Raw genomic sequence first — 17,676 nt, 5'->3', positions numbered from 1 at the left:
ACTAAAGCTGTTGAATAATATAATCAGGAATATTAAATTTATTTCCATTACTGGTATAGTGCGCATCAAGTTTATAGGCCATTATTTCAAGTGGAGCATCATTGTAACCACAGGTTTGGATTTCATTGATGTAACGCATTATAAAAGCGTGCGCACCGAGTTCACGCCATTGAACTACATGTGCAAGCTCATGAAAATGTACTCTTAAATTATCCACAGCGCTAGGTAATATATAATATGTATTTTTATAGGTTATTCCAGCTACATCCATATCAATAAAATTGCTTAAACCAAGTTCACGTAAACCTGTAAAGTCAGGTTTAGGAATTTTATCAACAACTACATAAAATGCAGTTTTCAAAAATTCATTTGGGTAAAAGCCCTCAAACTCGTTAGCAAATTTTTCACAGCATATTCTTTTATGTGCATACTCGCTATTCGTTTTATCAATCCATTGTTCTATTTGCGCTAGCATTTTTTCTCCAAAAAATTACTCGGTAAGTTATTAATAAATATTTTATGAAGTTGAACTTTATCTTCTTCATAAAAAAGCGCCAAGTGTATAACTACTGGCGCTGATTATTAATAATGACTATAAAGTTTCCTAACCTTCTTCTTCAACCAGTGACTCTAATAGCTCATGGATCTCTGACTTTAATTCTTTATCTTCAATTTTATTCGCACTGACTTTAGCATCTTGTAGGTTTTTAATCGCCGCTTCTTTGTCACCCAGCTCAAGCTGTAAAGTAGCCATAGAAAATGCAACCGACGACATATGATCTTTGTTATTGATTTCAATCGACTTCTGTAATGCTTTTTCATAAGTCTCAATAGCGTCTTCTAGCTCTTCGGTAAAATCTGCTAAAGTTTCCCACTGTACAGGGTGATCTTTAGCGGTATTTTCGTTTTCAATACAAATTGCTTTGAGCTCTGCATATAAAGATTCGAATTGTTTAGTATCATTCTTATTGGCAGCTGCCATCAGCTTTTCTGCTAAATCGTGAACCGCTTTGTATACTTTAGTATTCATAATTACTTGCTACCTTAATTAATGCGCCTTTTTAATTTTTTACAGCGCTGTATCCGAAACATATGTCTTAATAGTACATTATTATTAAGCGCCGCGTTGTTACAAAAGTATTATAAGCAACAATAAACGCTGTTTAGTTTATTGACGTGGATATTAGGGTGCTACACTTAATGCCTACTATAAAAAGCAACAGTTAATATCTACCCTATGCAAAATTGCAATCAATGCGGTAAGTGCTGCACAAAATACGGTGCGGCAGATTTAGATACTAATCAGGATGAAATTCAAATGTGGGCGTTATTCAACCCTGAAATATTTCAATACGTTAAAAACGATAAATTATGGTTTGACCCAACAACGGGTGAGCAATTAACGCAATGCCCATTTTTAGAGCTTGCCAATAAAGCATCTCCTGAAGAAAAAGATAAATATACTTGCAGTATTTATCATGACCGACCCCAAGATTGCAGGCATTATCCAAGCTTAATTTCAGAAATGATAAACGATGAATGTGAAATGCTTGAACCAGTTGATAAGCAAAATCATTTTAGAGCACAAAAAAAGTTAGACATACTGATGATAGACAGCCGCTCCTAAATTTAACTGTAATAATGCCGTGCTAAATTAAATTTATCGCTCTCTTGTGTTATTAAACGCAAATTTTAAAGTTATAGTATAACATTGTTGATAGCATAATTTTGTAGTGTTATATTATATCACAACATAACAACCAAGAATTGAAGTAACTATGACTAAGCTAACACTCATATCCTCAGCACTACTGTCTGTTTTGTGTTCTCACTCTGCACTTGCAGCGACGATTAACGGCACGGTAACAGATACAAAAAAGCAACCCATTGCCAATGCCACGATTCATGTTCATGGTAAGTCAAAAAGCGTGCAAAGTAATGCACAAGGCCAGTTTAGTATTGACATAGATGCTAAAAGTCAATTACATATCAGTAAAGATAACTACCTAGATTCTCGTATATCGCTTGAAAATACAGACAACACTATTAATGTTACTTTAAAGCCAACTTCGGTTGAAACTGTGGTTGTATATGCCTCAGCCCTGCATAAAAATAGCTTAGAAATGATTTCACCAGTAAGTGTGCTATCAGGCGATGAGCTAAAAAATAAAGCTAAGCCGACGCTAGGTGAGACACTTAAAGGAATACCAGGAGTAAACGCGAGTTATTTCGGCCCTGTCTCTTCAAGTCCGATTATTCGTGGCCTAGGTGGTCCTCGTGTTAAAATTACTCAAAACGGTTTAGATAGCAGTGATGCATCACGTATTGGTCCAGATCACGCAACATCAAGTGATAGCTTAGCCGCTGAACAAATTGAAGTACTACGAGGCCCAAGCACCCTACTATATGGCTCTGGTGCGATTGGCGGTGTAGTAAATGTGGTTGATAACCGTATTCCAACCAATAATATTGACGCACTCTCGGGAGCGGCGCAATACACACACGATACCGTTTCAAATGCGAACACTTATGCGGCAAAATTAGAAACAGGCAGCAATAATTTTAATTTTCATTTTGATGGCACCAAACGCAGTGGTGATGACTATCAAACGCCTCGCTTTAACCTACCGGATGAACATGAAGAAGGTGAATTACACATTGAGGGCGATGAAGAAACAGCCACTTCAGTTGAAAATACCTTTATCGACAGTGAAACAGTAAACTTTGGTACCAGCTATGTCGGTGAGCATTTAACTGTTGGCTTTTCATACGGCAATATTGAAACAGATTATGGCATTCCTGGGCATTCACATGATCACGGTCATGCCCATGAAGAAGAAGGCGATCATGAAGCGCACGCAGATGAAGAACACGCAGAAACTCCCGTTTATGCTCATTTAGAGCAAGATCGTTGGCAAGGACTGGTAAGTTATGCATTTCATGATAACTGGATTGAATCGATTAATCTTCGTCTTGGCTACACCGACTATACGCACAGTGAAATTGAAGATGGCGCGATTGGCACCACGTTTAGTAACGAAACCACAGAAGCACGTTTAAATGTAGAGCATCAGTTAGGCCAATGGCATGGCATGATTGGCTATCACTATAGTGAATCGGATTACGATGCAATTGGCGAAGAAGCGTTTACGCCTGCAAGTGTCACTACCACCCATGCGTTATATCTACTTGAAGAACGCACATTTGGCGATGTCACCGTAGAGCTTGGCGCCCGCCTAGAAGATTATGATATCAAAAGTGATGTGGATACGCATCAGCATAGCCATGATGACGAACCTGTATCAGCAGATGAAACAGTTAACTACACCCAAAGCTTTACTAATCTAAGTGCCTCAGCAGGTGCGATTTGGGAGTATATGCCAAGTCACAACCTAGCCGTTAGCTTATCACATTCAGAGCGTGCACCGCTTTCAGCGGAGCTACTCTCTAATGGTGTGCATATTGCTACCGGAACTTACGAACTTGGCTTGGGTTACCATATTGAAGGTAACGAAGCGCATTTTGAGCCTGAAGAAATTAAACAAGAAACATCAACTAATCTAGATATTAGTTTACGTCGTTTTAGTGGAGACTTTGGTTACACTGTCAACTTCTTCTATAACGACATTAAAAACTTTTATTATCAGCAAAACACAGGATTAGTGTTTGATGAAATGGATGGTTTTGAACCTGCTGCCATTGGTCACAGTGACGCAATTGATGTTTATCAGTTCACAAGTAAAGATGCTGAGCTGTATGGTTTTGAATTTGATGTATATTATCAAATAAACCCCAGCGCCATGGTAAAAGTATTTGGTGATTCTACTCGCGCCAAACTAAAAGATAATGAAGGAAATTTACCACGCATTCCTGCTAATAAATTGGGTTCAGAACTGCAATACACCCTAGGTAGCGCACAATTTACCTTAACAGGAACCCATTATTTTGAGCAAAATGATATTAGTGCATACGAAACAGCAACAGATGGCTATACATTAATTGATTTACAAGCTAATTATCAGCTTGATTTAGGTGCCGTTGACACTCAGCTTTACCTAAGTGTTGATAACATTACTGATGAACTTGGTTTTGTACATAGCTCATTTATTAAAGACACAGCGCCACTTCCTGGACGTAACTTCCAATTTGGGGTTAGAGGCTACTTTTAAACAAAGATCAGTTTAATAAGACAATAAAAAACCGCATTCATATTAATGAATGCGGTTTTTTCATAACTAAAATGTTATGTACGTTCTAATTAAAGAATTGCGTGTAACTCAACGTCAAATACTAGAGTTGAGTAAGGCGCGATTGCAGCACCGGCACCACGTTCACCATAAGCAAGCTCATGAGGAACGTATAAACGCCATTTAGTACCTACTGGCATCATTTGTAATGCTTCAGTCCAACCTTTGATCACGCCACCTACTGGGAATTCAGCAGGTTGACCGCGCTCGTATGAGCTATCAAAAACAGTACCGTTTACTAAAGTACCGTGGTAATCAACACGTACTGTAGACTCTGCAGTTGGCTTTTCGCCTTCACCTGTTGCAAGTACTTCGTACTGAAGACCTGACTCAGTAACTGTAATTTCAGGACGTTTTGCGTTTTCTTCTAAAAATGCAATACCTTCAGCAGCCAATACTTTAGCTTCTTCTTCACGACGAGCTTGGATCTCTTCGTTGATTTTCTCAAATGCAGCTTGGATCTCAGGGATCTCTACTTGAAAAGCACTGCCTGCATACGCATCTTTCATGCCTTCAAATACTGAATTTAAGTTTAAACCTTCAAAAGGGTTAGCCTTAAGTTGCTCACCCATTTGTAAGCCAATACCGTAACTTGCTTTTTCAGCATCTGTAGTAAAATTATCTGACATAATGTGTTATTCACGTTTTGTTAGTTAAAAGACCCGTATATGCTATCACAAAATAAAAGCCGTTTGGGGCTAGTTTTTATTGAGTTTTTCTTTAATTAAACCAATAGCAAAGGTACACACAGGTAAACTGAGCAAAATTCCAACAAGTAAGCTCATCGGCAACAATCCGACCACGCCGATCAACAAAAGAGGCACAGCCACCAAACCGATAATGCCAATGTAAAACGCGCCCCACACTGGCCAAAAATGATCGTATTTTGTGATTAAATGCCCGGATAAAAGATTAAACCCGATGCCATATAAGAAAGTCATCATCAGCGCATTATCTGGGTATGCATCAATGGCCATTTTTTGTAATAACGATATGGCACTTTGGTAACAATAACCAAACACAGTCCATAGCAGGATGTGCTTGAGTAAACGTTTAGAAAAGGATAACTCCGGGGACTGTGACATAATAAAGCTCCAGATAGCAAAAAACCGCCAATAAGGCGGTTTTTTAAATAATGGTGGAGAGATAGGGATTTGAACCCTAGAGGGGCTATAAACCCCTGCCGGTTTTCAAGACCGGTGCATTCGACCACTCTGCCATCTCTCCGTACGGCGCGCATAATAAGATCATACGCTTAGCTTGTAAAGCCCTATTTTACTAAAACTGATTAAATAGTTAAATATTAACCAAGATAGTCATAAACCCTAGTAATATTGTTTAGGTCTGCGGGCAATCCAAGAACATACTAAACACACCAATAAGCTGGCAGTTAAAAATGCAATACTTTGAAATATTAAATCGAAGCGGTTTAAATCATCACTTGGGATCACAACTAACACAAACGAAGGCAGTACGGTGAATAATAGAACATAGCAGCATATTTTAAAGGCTCTGCCAAAATCAAATCGTCGAGACTGTTGCATCCACCATGTTAGCAATACCAGCACACATATTGCTGTAGCAGCAATAAAATGCTCAGCTTGAGTGCTCATTGCAACATAAAATGTCGCAAGCGCGCCAACAACACCCCAGATTGACCAAGCAAACCAGTTTTCTTTTTCGCGTAAAAATAAATTTCCCATCATTTTCGTCTTCTTTATCGTTATTATTGGTAAGACTTTCCATACATTACCAAAAAACAACCGATTAAAAAACAAACTGAAGAAGATTTATTGCGTATGGTGCTTCCGTGCGCTTCTCGCAGCTACAATATTAACCGCTGTAGTGTAACACGATTAACTTAATGAATTATGACTATATTGAATATAAAAAGTTCATACTATTTTTACAAAAAACTAAAAAAGTTTTCTGGCTTGTGCCTCGGTGACTTTTTACATTCGATTGCAGGCGTCCCTAAATACAAATAACCCACGATTTCATCATCATCACTTAAGTTAAGTGCTTGTTTAACACTTACGCTTTGTGCAAAGTAACCCGTGCGCCAAATACCACCTAAACCTTGTGCAAATGCGGCTTGTTGCATAGCCAATACGCCACAACCTGCACTTTGTACTTGTTCAATTCTAGGCACTTTTGGGTGTGGTTGATATTTTGCAATCGCAATAATAATCATTGGGGCTCTAAGCGGTAACTCCTTAGCGCGATTAATTACTTTTTCAGCCTGCTGCTCTGCTAAAGCGCTTTGATAATAAATTTCACCCAACTTATGACGCGCATCACCCTGAACAATAATATATTGCCACGGTGCAATACAGCCATGATCGGGCACTCTGAGCCCAGCCTGCTGAATAATGTTTAATTGTTCTTCATTAGGGCCTGGCTCTGTCAACTTTGCATCAGATTGACGGCTTAATAAAAGCTCAATAGCGTCCATTATAATTACTCAAAAGACAAAACAATAGCATACCATTGAAACCCTTAGGTTAAAATATAATGAGCACCCCGCTGTTATTATTTGCTTATCAAGAAAGTACCTAGGTTAAAAAAGTACACAAATAATATCTCAACCCAAATAGCCGTGTATTTTTGCCATTACAAAGTGGCGCTCGCCTTTTGCGTGTAAATAATTAGGTCGAACTAATGAGGGGCTTTATAGATTTAATTTAGCAAGTTAAGCGTTGTAGTCGCGACTTCACTGAAAGTCGCAATAGCGTATTTATTAGCTATACAAGGAATGGGGTAAGGTAAAAAACAACAATATAAGGGTCTGATTAAAAGTTAACTATCTTTAAAAAATAATCAGACCCGTGTACTTACTTAAATTGCATATTAAATACTGCGTGCAACTTGTAAAGCTTCAAATATAGCGCGCTTGGCATCAATAGCCGCTGCTAGTTTAGCGCCACCAATAACATGAACCTTGGCATTCTCTGCTTGCGCCTTAAATAGTTCGTCATTAGACACTTGGCCAATACAAGCAATCACAGTATCAACTGGCAATACTTGCGTTTCGCCAGAAACACTGATCGTTAGGCCGTTTTTATCAAAACTATGGTATTGGCAATCTGCAATTTGTTTAACACCATGTTGTTTAGCAACTTGACGATGGATCCAACCAGTAGTTTTACCTAAGTCACCACCAAAGCGCCCTGCACTGCGTTTTAGCATATAGAGTTGACGTTCATCTTTATGCGGCTGAGGTTCACACTCTATGCCCCATTGGGTTTTAAAGTCGCTGATGCTTTGTGATTTATGTTCGCTTAAAAATGCCACCATATCAAAACCTATACCGCCTGCGCCTAATATAGCAATAGAATTACCCAGCTCTACTTCACCGCGTATAACTTCATCGTAAGCAAATACACGCTTATTATCGCTGCATTTAATCGTAGCTTCACGTGGTCTTACACCCGTGGCAAAAACCACATCGTCAAACTGGCTCAGCATACTATCATCAAATGCTTTGCCTAATTCAATGGTGACGTTTAAACGCTTAAGTTCATTGGTAAAGTAAGCCAATGTATGGTTAAAGTCTTCTTTACCTGGTATTTGCATGGCTAAATTAAACTGCCCACCCATATGCTGCTTTTGGTCAATAAGCGTTACATTGTGACCTTTTTGCGCTAAGTAACAACTTGAAGAAAGCCCAGCAGGACCCGCTCCAACCACTAATACATTTTTAGCTGTTGCGGCTTTTTCTAGAGGGTAATCAAGTTCAAAACCCGCTTGTGGGTTAACTAAGCACGTGGCACGTTTACCTTTAAATACGTGGTCTAAACAGCCCTGATTACATCCAATACAAATATTAATATGGTCAGAGCGCTTGGCTTGGTATTTATTAAAAAACTCAGGATCGGCAAGTAAAGGACGCGCCATAGAGATTAAATCAGCTTCACCCGCCGTTAAAATATCATTGGCAATTTCTGGTGTATTAATGCGGTTTACGGCAATAACAGGCACGCTAATAACATCTTTTAAACGCTTTGACGCTTCTTTAAATGCACCTGGGGGTACCATGCTTGCAATTGTCGGTACCCGTGCTTCATGCCAACCAATGCCAGTATTGAAAATATCAACACCTGCTTTTTCAAGTGCAATAGCTTGTTGTGTTACTTCCTCAGGAGTTGAGCCATTCGGAATTAAATCGATAACAGACAGTCTAAAAATAATTAGAAATTTATCTGAAACTTTAGCTCTTACTGCTTTTACAATCTCAACAGCTAAACGCATTCTGTTTTCAAGACTGCCACCAAACTCATCGTCTCGTTTGTTTGTATGCGGTGCCATAAACTCATTGATTAAGTAACCTTCAGAGCCCATCACCTCTACGCCGTCGTAACCTGCTTTTTCTGCTAAATATGCAGAGTGAGCAAAATCTTTAATGGTTTTTTTAATTGAACTTAAAGACATAGCCTTAGGTTTATAAGGGTTGATCGGTGCTTTTATAGCACTTGGGGCTTGATTGAATGGATGATAAGCATAGCGCCCAGCATGCAATAACTGCAGGCAAATTTTACCACCATGTTGATGAACAGCTTGCGTATAAGCACGGTGTTTAAAAACATCATAATAACTATTAAATGATGATGAAATAGGCGTTAACTTGCCGCGAAGATTAGGGCTATATCCCCCCGTAATGAGCATTGCTGTGCCACCTTTAGCACGTGCTTCATAAAAAGCACGTAGGCGTTTACGATTATGCCATCCCTCTTCGAGGCCGGTATGCATTGATCCCATTACTAAACGGTTGCGTAATTGTGTGTGTTTTAGTTCTAATTTTTGTTCTAACATCCTGTGCCCCAATAACTGGTCTAACCTGTGTGCATTTAGTCAATTCTGCTTTAATGACCAACAATAAGCAATATATGAGCAGATTAAACTTAATAATTTTTTAACTTAAAACCTGTTGACTGCGTTTATCTTGACCAATAGCGTGAGTTAAAAGTAGTGACTACAGCCATAATTTCAGTAATTATTTATTAAATAAACACGTGTTTAATCTCAAGTGTAATTGAATTTATAAATGTTTCGTTACGATTTAGCAGTTAAATTTATTTATATTCTACGCTAAGATGGCAATAACGTTTTAGCTGTACCAATTTAAGGAGCTATTTTGATAGCAAAGGTATTTAAAGGTATATGGACGGGGATCAACTTCTCACGTCGTTTAATACTCAACGTATTGTTTTTATTTTTGGTCGTCATTTTTATCGTATCGGTATCAAGTGACGGTGATAAAATTATTGTCGAAGAGGGCTCTGTTCTTAGACTTAACCTTAATGGCCCTATTGTCGAAGAAAAAACCTATATAGACCCTGTTGAAGCCGCTATTAATGATGCAACGGCCAGTGCTGACTCACCCAGTGAAATATTGCTCGACGATGTAGTTGAAGTAATTAATGAAGCAGCACAAGACTCGCGTATAAGCGCTATTTTGCTTGATTTACAAGAAATGCCAAAAGCACATTTAAATAAGCTCAAACAAATTACGCAGGCACTTGAAACATTTAAAGCAACTGGTAAAAAAGTGATTGCCTCAGGGTATTACTACACCCAAGCACAATATTACATTGCCGCGCATGCAGACGAAATTGCGATGCATCCTTATGGTAGCGTACTTATTGAAGGCTACGGTATGTACCCGCTTTACTTCAAAGACGCATTAGAAAAGTTAGAAGTCACTCAGCATATATTCCGTGTAGGTACCTTTAAATCGGCCGTTGAACCGTTTATCAGAAACGATATGTCAGAGGCAGCTAAAGAAGCAAACCGCGTATGGCTTGGTGCTTTATGGAATGAATATAAGCAAGACGTTAGTGCTGTGCGTCCTTTTGATGAGTCAAACTTTGATGAAACAATGGATGTTTATTTAGCTAAAATGCAAGCCGCTAATGGTGATGCCGGTAAGTATGCACTGGATAACCAATGGGTTGATTCATTAAAAACCAATCAGCAAATTCGCCAACAATTAATTGAATTGGTTGGAGAAAATGAAGATGGAAAAACATTCAAACAAGTCTCTTTTGGTGAATACTTAAGTTTAGTAAAACCGCCTATTGAGTTTGATAACCCTATGACTGAAAAAGTCGCTGTTGTGGTTGCTAAAGGCACTATTGTTGATGGTGAACGCCGTGCTGGTGAAATTGGTGGTGATTCAACTGCAGCCTTACTTCGCAAAGCCCGACTTGATGACAAGGTTAAAGCGGTGGTTTTACGTATAGATTCAGGCGGTGGCAGCATGTTTGCCTCAGAAGTAATTCGTGCTGAAGTACTTGCACTTAAAGCTGCTGGTAAACCCGTTATTGCATCAATGAGCTCAGTAGCTGCATCAGGCGGTTATTGGATTGCATCGGCGGCCAATGAAATTTGGGCAGCGCCGAGTACAATTACCGGTTCAATTGGCGTATTTGGTACCTTTATGACATTTGAAGATACCCTAGCTAAAATAGGCGTGTATTCAGATGGCGTAGCGACCACCGAATTGGCAGGTTTTTCAATCACTCGCCCACTTAACGAGAAAATGGCTAAAGTTATTCAAATGAGTGTTGAAGAAGCGTATGGACGCTTTTTAGATGTGGTTGCTGAGGCACGTAATATGACCCCAGAGCAAGTTGATAAAATTGCCCAAGGTCGGGTATGGATTGCCTCTCAAGCTCAAGAGCTTGGTTTAGTTGATAAACTTGGTAATAAACAAGATGCGATTAAAGCAGCTGCAGAGCTTGCAAAGCTTAACTACTATGACGTTAAAACAATTAAGCAATCGCTTAGCCCACAAGAAAAAATGCTTCAAGATATTTTCGGCAGTGCCGCCGTTAAATCAGTACTTGGGCTTGAAACACAAAAAACAGCAGTATTAGCCAGCCAAGCTAATCTGCAAAGTGTTATTAAACAATTAAGCAGTGAAGTAGAAAACCTAAAAGATTATAACGATCCACAAGGTGTTTATGCCCGCTGTTTAGAGTGTACAGTTGCACAATAGTGCCTTAACAGGCTGTATTGATTAGCAGTTAGCGTTATACTAAGCCCAGTTTTTTTACTGGGCTTTTTTATGAAACGTAAACGCATTTATATCGCTTACACTGGCGGTACCATAGGAATGAAAAAATCAATTCGCGGCTATATTCCTGCTGAAGGGTTTTTAACCGAAACCGTGGTTAATAACGCAGAGTTTAATCGTGAAGAAATGCCATTATTTGATATTCATGAATACTGCCCACTTATAGATTCTTCAGATATGTCACCGGCTCATTGGCAACTCATCGCCGATGACATAAAAAGTAAATACCAAGATTACGATGGCTTTGTGGTACTGCATGGTACTGACACTATGGCCTATACTGCATCAGCTCTGTCGTTTATGTTTGAAAACTTAACTAAACCTATTATTGTGACCGGCTCACAAATTCCGTTGTCTCAATTACGCTCAGATGGTCAAGTTAACCTCCTTAATGCCATGTATTTAGCGGCTAACTACCCCATTGCAGAAGTCAGCTTATTTTTTAATAATCAGTTGTTCAGAGGTAATCGTGCCACCAAAGCCCATGCAGATGGGTTTGATGCATTCGCCTCACCTAACTTAGAGCCGCTTGCGCTTTCAGGTATTAATATTCAGCTGATCAAAGGGCAATTAAGCCCGTATGTAGAAAATGAACTCCAAGTTACCTCTATTACACCGCAAGCTATTGGCGTGCTGTATTTATACCCAGGGATCAGCAAAGAAGTAGTAAAAAGCTTAGTTAATGGCAATATTAAAGCCCTTGTACTGCTAAGCTTTGGCGTAGGCAATGCGCCACAAGACCCTGAGTTTTTAGATATTCTGGATGAAGCAAGTAAACGGGGTGTTATTATTACTAATTTAACCCAATGTTTAAAAGGCCAAGTGAACATGGGCGGTTATGCCACGGGTAATGCGCTGTTAAACATAGGCGTGATCAGCGGTTACGATATGACCTTAGAAGCATGCTTAACTAAGCTGCATTACTTGTTTAGTCAAAACCTAGAAATTGAAACAATTCGCCATTTAATGCAAGATAACCTGCGTGGTGAGCTGACTCGTTAAGTAATCAGTTAAGCGAATAACAAAAAAGGACGCTATATAGCGTCCTTTTTAGTTTACTTAGATTTTATTAACGAACTTTTGCGTCAATATCAACTAAGTCAGTTAAATGACACGTTTCACCACTGTGGGTTTTAATGCCATGCTCACCAAAGTAATCACGCTGGGCTTGAACTAAGTGCCCATTACTTGGTGTTGTTAGCGTTGCTAAGTAGGTTTGTGTTGCACTAAGCACAGGAAACGCCAGACCCGTCATAACGGCTTGGCCAGTCACTTTACGCATCGCTAATGACTCTTTTTCAAGCGTGTCAATAAACTCAACGCCTTGCGCTACACTATCAAGGTAATCAGCACGGATAATACACCCTGCACGCCATGTTTGTAGCGTTTTCGCTAAATCAACTTTCCATTGATGAGTTCGTGAAGCGCCTTTAATTAATGCAAGTCCTTGACGATAAGCCAACAGGCTCGCAAGGGTAAACGCATCTTTTAATTCATCTAAATCAATATCAACTTGCGTGGTATTTTGTGCGCTGTATGTCATTTCTTGTGCGGCAGTGGTATTACACGCATTGGTTAAATGACGAGCTTGTACAGCAGCCACTAGCGATGGTACCGCAATACCTAATTCAAGGGCGTTTTGTGCTGTCCATAAACCGGTGCCTTTTGCGCCTACTTTATTGTCAATTAAATCTACAAGCGGCACATTATGCGAATTTTCAAGTGATAAAATATGGCTTGAGATTGACAGTAAATAGCTATTTAGCTGCCCTTGAGACCATTCGTTAAATATTTCTGCAATTTCTTTAGGTGACCGATTAGTGCCGTGACGCAATAGCTGATACATTTCTGCAATCAGTTGCATGAGTGCGTATTCAATTCCATTGTGAACCATTTTTACAAAATGGCCGCTAGCTGACTGGCCTACACGCGCAAAACACGACTCGCCTTTATAGCTTGCAGCAACCTTTGTAAACCATGGCTCGACACGCTCCCAGCCGCCTTCAGAACCACTGGCCATCATAGCTGGACCGTGACGTGCACCCTCAGCACCGCCTGAAATACCCATAGTGGCAAATTCAAACTTATCTTGGTATTTGAGCTTACGGTTAATACCGTCTTTATAATTACTGTTACCACAATCAACAATAATATCACTACACTGAACACCCGCTTCAATAAGCTCGTTGCAAACCGCATCAACTAACTCACCTGCAGGCACAAGTAATAAAATAGAACGCGGTGCTTCTAAACGCCTAACCATATCCCCTAGATCAGAGACAATGTGAAGTTTATCAGCCATGCCTTGTGATTTAGCACAACTTAGTAATTCTTCACCCGCATTTGGGTTTTTGTCATAAGCGACAAGCGTTATCCCTTTTTCAATCAAGTTCAGGGCAAGATTTTTCCCCATAACGCCTAACCCTACTAATGCAACTTGCATTTAGTGCCCTCCTCGGTAACAACTATTTGGTTAGTAAATTAAAATAATACCGCGTGCATTATACTCAGACCGCAGCCATGAGCAAAGCTACATGCATTTATTACAGTTAAAATAAACGCCGCAATTATATCAAACAACCGCCCTCTGAGGGGAAGAAATAGCAGTGCTATTTAAATTTTTAGATCATTGACGCCCTGTGACACCGGTGTCATAATGATGACATATTCATTTTGTATATAATAGTCGCAATGTTATAAAAATTGCATAAAACTAAAGATTGCTCTTTATTAGTAATCGCTAAAAACAAAATAACCGTCAACTTGCTTAAAAAAAGCACACAGGAGAATTTAATGTTAAGACGTACAAAAATAGTCGCGACACTTGGACCTGCAACAGATAGAGATAATAACTTAGAAAAAATTATTCGTGCAGGCGCAAATGTCGTTCGATTAAATTTCTCACACGGTGTTGCACAAGATCATAAAGACCGTGCACAAGCTGTTCGAGATATTGCAACTAAACTTGGTAAGCACATCGCGATTCTCGCTGACTTACAAGGCCCAAAAATTCGCGTTTCAACCTTCAAAGAAGGCAAAGTGACCTTATCTGTTGGTGCAAAATTTATTCTTGATGCCAAAATGGAAAAAGGCCAAGGCGATATTAACGCCGTCGGTATTGACTACAAAGAGCTACCACAAGATGTTGTCCCTGGTGATTTATTGCTATTAAACGATGGCTTAATTCAACTCACCGTAGAACATGTTGAAGGTCATTTAGTGCACACTGTGGTTACTGTGGGTGGGGTGCTCTCGAACAATAAAGGGATTAATCGTTTGGGTGGAGGCTTAACGGCACCTGCGTTTACCGACAAAGACAAAGAAGACTTAATAACTGCGGCTGAAATTAATGTTGACTATATTGCCGTTTCATTCCCACGTAGTGGAGATGATATGCGTTATGTACGTTCACTTGCAGAAGCTGCAGGCTCTAATGCTCAGCTTTTAGCTAAAATTGAACGTGCTGAAGCAGTAGAAACGCAAGAAGCAGTTGATGACATTATTTTAGCGTCTGACGCTGTGATGGTTGCTCGTGGTGATTTAGGTGTTGAGATTGGTGACGCAGCTTTAATGGGCAAACAAAAACTCATTATTCGTCGCGCACGCTCGCTTAATCGTACTGTTGTAACAGCCACACAAATGATGGAATCGATGATCGATAACCCAATGCCAACTCGTGCAGAGGTTATGGATGTTGCCAATGCAGTACTTGATGGCACAGATGCAGTGATGCTTTCTGCTGAAACAGCCGCTGGTGATTACCCGGAAGAAACCGTTGCTACTATGGCGCGTGTTTGTTTAGGTGCTGAATCCCAAAAAGAAACACACGTTTCTAAACATCGTTTAGACAGCCGTTTTTCTTCTAATGCCGAGTCAATTGCCTTATCAGCTATGTATGCCGCTAACCACTTAGACTCTGTTAAAGCGATTATCACCCTAACTGAGTCGGGTAGCACGGCAAAATTGATGTCGCGTATTAGCTCTGGACTGCCGATTTATTCACTTTCACGTCATGCAAGTACATTAGGTCAAACAGCACTGTATCGTGGTGTTTACCCTGTATTTTTTGACTCTACAAAATGTGAAAAAGATAGCATGGTTAAAGATGCATTAAGCACACTTGTAGCCGCAGGCTCTTTACAAGCAGGCGATACCGTGATCATTACCCACGGTGATGCGATGGAAACGATTGGTGCAACCAACACGATGAAAATAGTCACGGTTTCGTAACTGTAACGCACATAAAAAAACGCGAGCTAAAAGCTCGCGTTTTTTTATGTTATTTATTAAAGTTAGCTAGCCAGTGCTGCTTTTACTTTATCACGGTAACTTCTACTTACTTTAAGCTCTTGTCCGTTATCTAACACTAATAAATATTCACCACTAACCTGAGTTACCAGCTTGCTAATTTGTTTGGTGTTAACAATCGCGCTGCGATGAACACGTACAAATAAGCTTGGATCTAATTCTTGTTCAAGCTCTTTCATAGTTTTACGTAATATATGCGTTTGCCCATCTTGGCAATGCAGACACATGTAATCACCTGCCGCATCTACCCACTGTATAGTAGCAACGGGTACTCTGACAATTTCGCCCTGCTCTTTTACGGCCAATGACTCAGGATAACGACGATCTGTAAGGGTATCGCCTGTGGCTAATTTCTTTAAAATTTCTTCGCAGTTATTGCCTGTTATCCCTGCTACGAAGCTCGCTAGTTTTTTCTTATGGGCGTTATCCTGCTGAGTTTTTAAATAGGTATGCACTTTTTCTACCGCCTGTTTTAATCTGTTATCATCAACGGGTTTTAAAATGTAATCTAAAGCATGAATTTCAAATGCTTTAACAGCAAAGTGATCAAACGCCGTAACAAACACAATGGCAGGTAAATCTTTACTGCTTTCACTTAAAGCACGTGCGACTTCAAAACCGTTCATACCAGGCATTTGAATATCAAGAAAGACAAGATCAATTTTTTCGTTTTTACAACTTTCAATCGCATCAAAACCTGAGCTACACAGTTTGATCACTTCAATATCAGAAAACTCTTCAAGCCTGACGGCTAAACCTTTACGTGCTAATGGTTCATCATCAACAATAAGCGTTTTTATTCTTGTCATTTCTTCACAGCCTTCTCAAACGGGACTCGCAGATTAACTTTTAATCCACTTGGCGTATTATGTGATAATACAAACGAGTAATTATTTTCGTAGAGCGTTTTTAATCTGTCTCGGGTGTTTGCCACCCCTACGCCTTGTGCATTAACTAACTGACCATTTTCAATATCAGTGCCAGGCCCATTATCGCCCACTTCAAGTAATAATTCATTAGCAAAAACTTGCGCTTTTATATCAATAACACCACCTTCTGACATATGGGCAATGGCGTATTTAATGGCATTTTCGATGATCGGTTGTAATATTAAGCTTGGCACTAATGCTTGTTTGGCCTGCTCACTCACGTCCACATTAACTTGTAAGCGCTCATCAAAACGTACACGTTCAATTTCTAAATAGAGCATTAATGCATGTAACTCTTGCTCCAGCGGCACTTTTTTAATTGGATCAGTATTAAGCGTATAGCGTAAAAAGTCACTCAATTTAGATACCATCAAGTTAGCATCTTTATTTTCTTTTACCAAAACTAAGGTTGATATTGCATTGAGCGTATTAAACAAAAAATGAGGATTTAGCTGGTATCTAAGCATTTTTAACTGCGCTTCGTGCGCCATTGTGGTCGCTTTTAAGGCTTTTTGACGTTCACTTTGTAATAACTGGTAATACTTAACCCCAAAGTACAAACCACTCCAACACAAAATAATATAAACAGAATCAAGACCTTGTTGTAAATAATAAAACCATTCTTCAGGACGGTATCCGTGGCGATAAATTTCCCACAGGTTAAACTTTTGCACCACGGCCCATAATGTACCGGTTATATAAGAGGCGCCAAATACAACAATAATTAATACCCAAGGTGAGGCATTCCAAATTTTGCGATAAATATAACGCAGAGGCACAGTCATTAAACAGCCCGCATAGGCGTTTAGTAAAATAACGAATACGTAAATATCACGCATTTCGAATACTTTAGAACCAATATAGTTAACTAACGCATAACCTATCCAGCCTGCAATTTGCAAAAGCCAGAAAAAACGTTGTCTGTTATCAATTAAAGACTGCCAATTCAAAATTAATTATTACCTTGTAAATTTGTGACTATTATATCGATTTATCGTCAGGTATAGCACTACCAACTGTCTTACTTTTTAATAGCCCTATCGCAAACAATAAATTAAATAACCTGAACTCTGGATAATAAATCAATCTCAAGCAGCTATTTTCAGCGCTAACT

The 17,676-nt window shown here is 39.4% G+C and carries 15 protein-coding genes and 1 tRNA gene; 5 read left to right on the top strand and 11 right to left on the bottom strand.

Annotated elements, in window-relative coordinates; translation table 11 throughout:
* Position 1: 1 nt before the first annotated feature.
* Together QMA00_RS04175 and QMA00_RS04170 are read right to left on the bottom strand one after the other, a co-directional pair.
* Positions 2–475, bottom strand: a complete 474-nt coding sequence (locus tag QMA00_RS04175; protein WP_076921095.1) for a hypothetical protein — start codon at positions 473–475, stop codon at positions 2–4.
* Positions 476–604: 129 nt separating this feature from the next.
* Positions 605–1,030 carry a tetratricopeptide repeat protein gene (locus tag QMA00_RS04170; RefSeq protein ID WP_010389912.1) on the bottom strand — a complete coding sequence of 142 codons (426 nt, stop codon included), beginning with the start codon at positions 1,028–1,030 and terminating at the stop codon, positions 605–607.
* A 207-nt stretch (positions 1,031–1,237) separates the two neighbouring features.
* Here QMA00_RS04170 and QMA00_RS04165 point away from each other — a divergent pair, with 207 nt between their 5' ends.
* Both QMA00_RS04165 and QMA00_RS04160 read left to right on the top strand, forming a co-directional pair.
* Positions 1,238–1,627: a YkgJ family cysteine cluster protein gene (locus QMA00_RS04165; protein ID WP_010389911.1), complete on the top strand. Its 390-nt coding sequence runs from the start codon at positions 1,238–1,240 to the stop codon at positions 1,625–1,627.
* A gap of 151 nt (positions 1,628–1,778) precedes the next feature.
* Positions 1,779–4,169 (top strand): TonB-dependent receptor, encoded by a 2,391-nt coding sequence (locus QMA00_RS04160; RefSeq protein WP_076921094.1) that lies wholly within the window; start codon positions 1,779–1,781, stop codon positions 4,167–4,169.
* A gap of 89 nt (positions 4,170–4,258) precedes the next feature.
* Here QMA00_RS04160 and QMA00_RS04155 read toward each other — a convergent pair whose 3' ends face one another.
* The 6 genes from QMA00_RS04155 to QMA00_RS04130 form a co-directional block, all read right to left on the bottom strand.
* Entirely contained in the window at positions 4,259–4,876 is a 618-nt protein-coding gene (locus tag QMA00_RS04155) for an FKBP-type peptidyl-prolyl cis-trans isomerase (RefSeq protein WP_008112467.1), read from the bottom strand.
* A 69-nt stretch (positions 4,877–4,945) separates the two neighbouring features.
* Positions 4,946–5,269: a hypothetical protein gene (locus tag QMA00_RS04150; RefSeq protein ID WP_013464868.1), complete on the bottom strand. Its 324-nt coding sequence runs from the start codon at positions 5,267–5,269 to the stop codon at positions 4,946–4,948.
* Between the two features lie 114 nt (positions 5,270–5,383).
* Positions 5,384–5,474: transfer RNA gene (locus QMA00_RS04145), tRNA-Ser, on the bottom strand.
* 98 nt (positions 5,475–5,572) lie between these two features.
* Positions 5,573–5,950: a hypothetical protein gene (locus tag QMA00_RS04140; RefSeq protein WP_076921406.1), complete on the bottom strand. Its 378-nt coding sequence runs from the start codon at positions 5,948–5,950 to the stop codon at positions 5,573–5,575.
* 203 nt (positions 5,951–6,153) lie between these two features.
* Complete coding sequence (locus tag QMA00_RS04135) at positions 6,154–6,702, bottom strand: NAD(P)H nitroreductase (RefSeq protein WP_076921092.1); 549 nt, start codon at positions 6,700–6,702, stop codon at positions 6,154–6,156.
* A gap of 395 nt (positions 6,703–7,097) precedes the next feature.
* Positions 7,098–9,059: an NADPH-dependent 2,4-dienoyl-CoA reductase gene (locus QMA00_RS04130; RefSeq protein ID WP_076921090.1), complete on the bottom strand. Its 1,962-nt coding sequence runs from the start codon at positions 9,057–9,059 to the stop codon at positions 7,098–7,100.
* Positions 9,060–9,381: 322 nt separating this feature from the next.
* Here QMA00_RS04130 and sppA point away from each other — a divergent pair, with 322 nt between their 5' ends.
* Positions 9,382–11,247 carry a signal peptide peptidase SppA gene (sppA, locus tag QMA00_RS04125; protein ID WP_008112457.1) on the top strand — a complete coding sequence of 622 codons (1,866 nt, stop codon included), beginning with the start codon at positions 9,382–9,384 and terminating at the stop codon, positions 11,245–11,247.
* Positions 11,248–11,316: 69 nt separating this feature from the next.
* On the top strand, positions 11,317–12,327 hold the full coding sequence (gene ansA, locus QMA00_RS04120) for an asparaginase (RefSeq protein ID WP_076921088.1): 1,011 nt from the start codon (positions 11,317–11,319) through the stop codon (positions 12,325–12,327).
* Positions 12,328–12,394: 67 nt separating this feature from the next.
* Here the strand turns inward: ansA and gndA are convergent, their stop codons facing one another.
* Entirely contained in the window at positions 12,395–13,768 is a 1,374-nt protein-coding gene (gndA, locus tag QMA00_RS04115) for an NADP-dependent phosphogluconate dehydrogenase (RefSeq protein WP_013464864.1), read from the bottom strand.
* A 350-nt stretch (positions 13,769–14,118) separates the two neighbouring features.
* On the opposite strand from gndA, the gene pyk reads away from it, so the two are divergent.
* Positions 14,119–15,555 carry a pyruvate kinase gene (gene pyk / locus QMA00_RS04110; RefSeq protein ID WP_076921086.1) on the top strand — a complete coding sequence of 479 codons (1,437 nt, stop codon included), beginning with the start codon at positions 14,119–14,121 and terminating at the stop codon, positions 15,553–15,555.
* 62 nt (positions 15,556–15,617) lie between these two features.
* Here the strand turns inward: pyk and QMA00_RS04105 are convergent, their stop codons facing one another.
* Positions 15,618–16,442, bottom strand: coding sequence for a LytTR family DNA-binding domain-containing protein (locus QMA00_RS04105; RefSeq protein WP_008110464.1), 825 nt, complete (start codon positions 16,440–16,442; stop codon positions 15,618–15,620).
* A complete protein-coding gene (locus QMA00_RS04100; RefSeq protein ID WP_008110465.1) occupies positions 16,439–17,512 on the bottom strand; it encodes a histidine kinase in 1,074 nt (357 codons plus the stop codon). The genes QMA00_RS04105 and QMA00_RS04100 overlap by 4 nt, the downstream gene beginning before the upstream one ends.
* Between the last annotated feature and the right edge of the window lie 164 nt (positions 17,513–17,676).

It is taken from the genome of Pseudoalteromonas sp. APC 3694, from assembly GCF_030407565.1.
GTDB classification, from domain to species: domain Bacteria; phylum Pseudomonadota; class Gammaproteobacteria; order Enterobacterales; family Alteromonadaceae; genus Pseudoalteromonas; species Pseudoalteromonas tetraodonis.
This window is presented reverse-complemented; position numbering and strand designations above follow the sequence as displayed.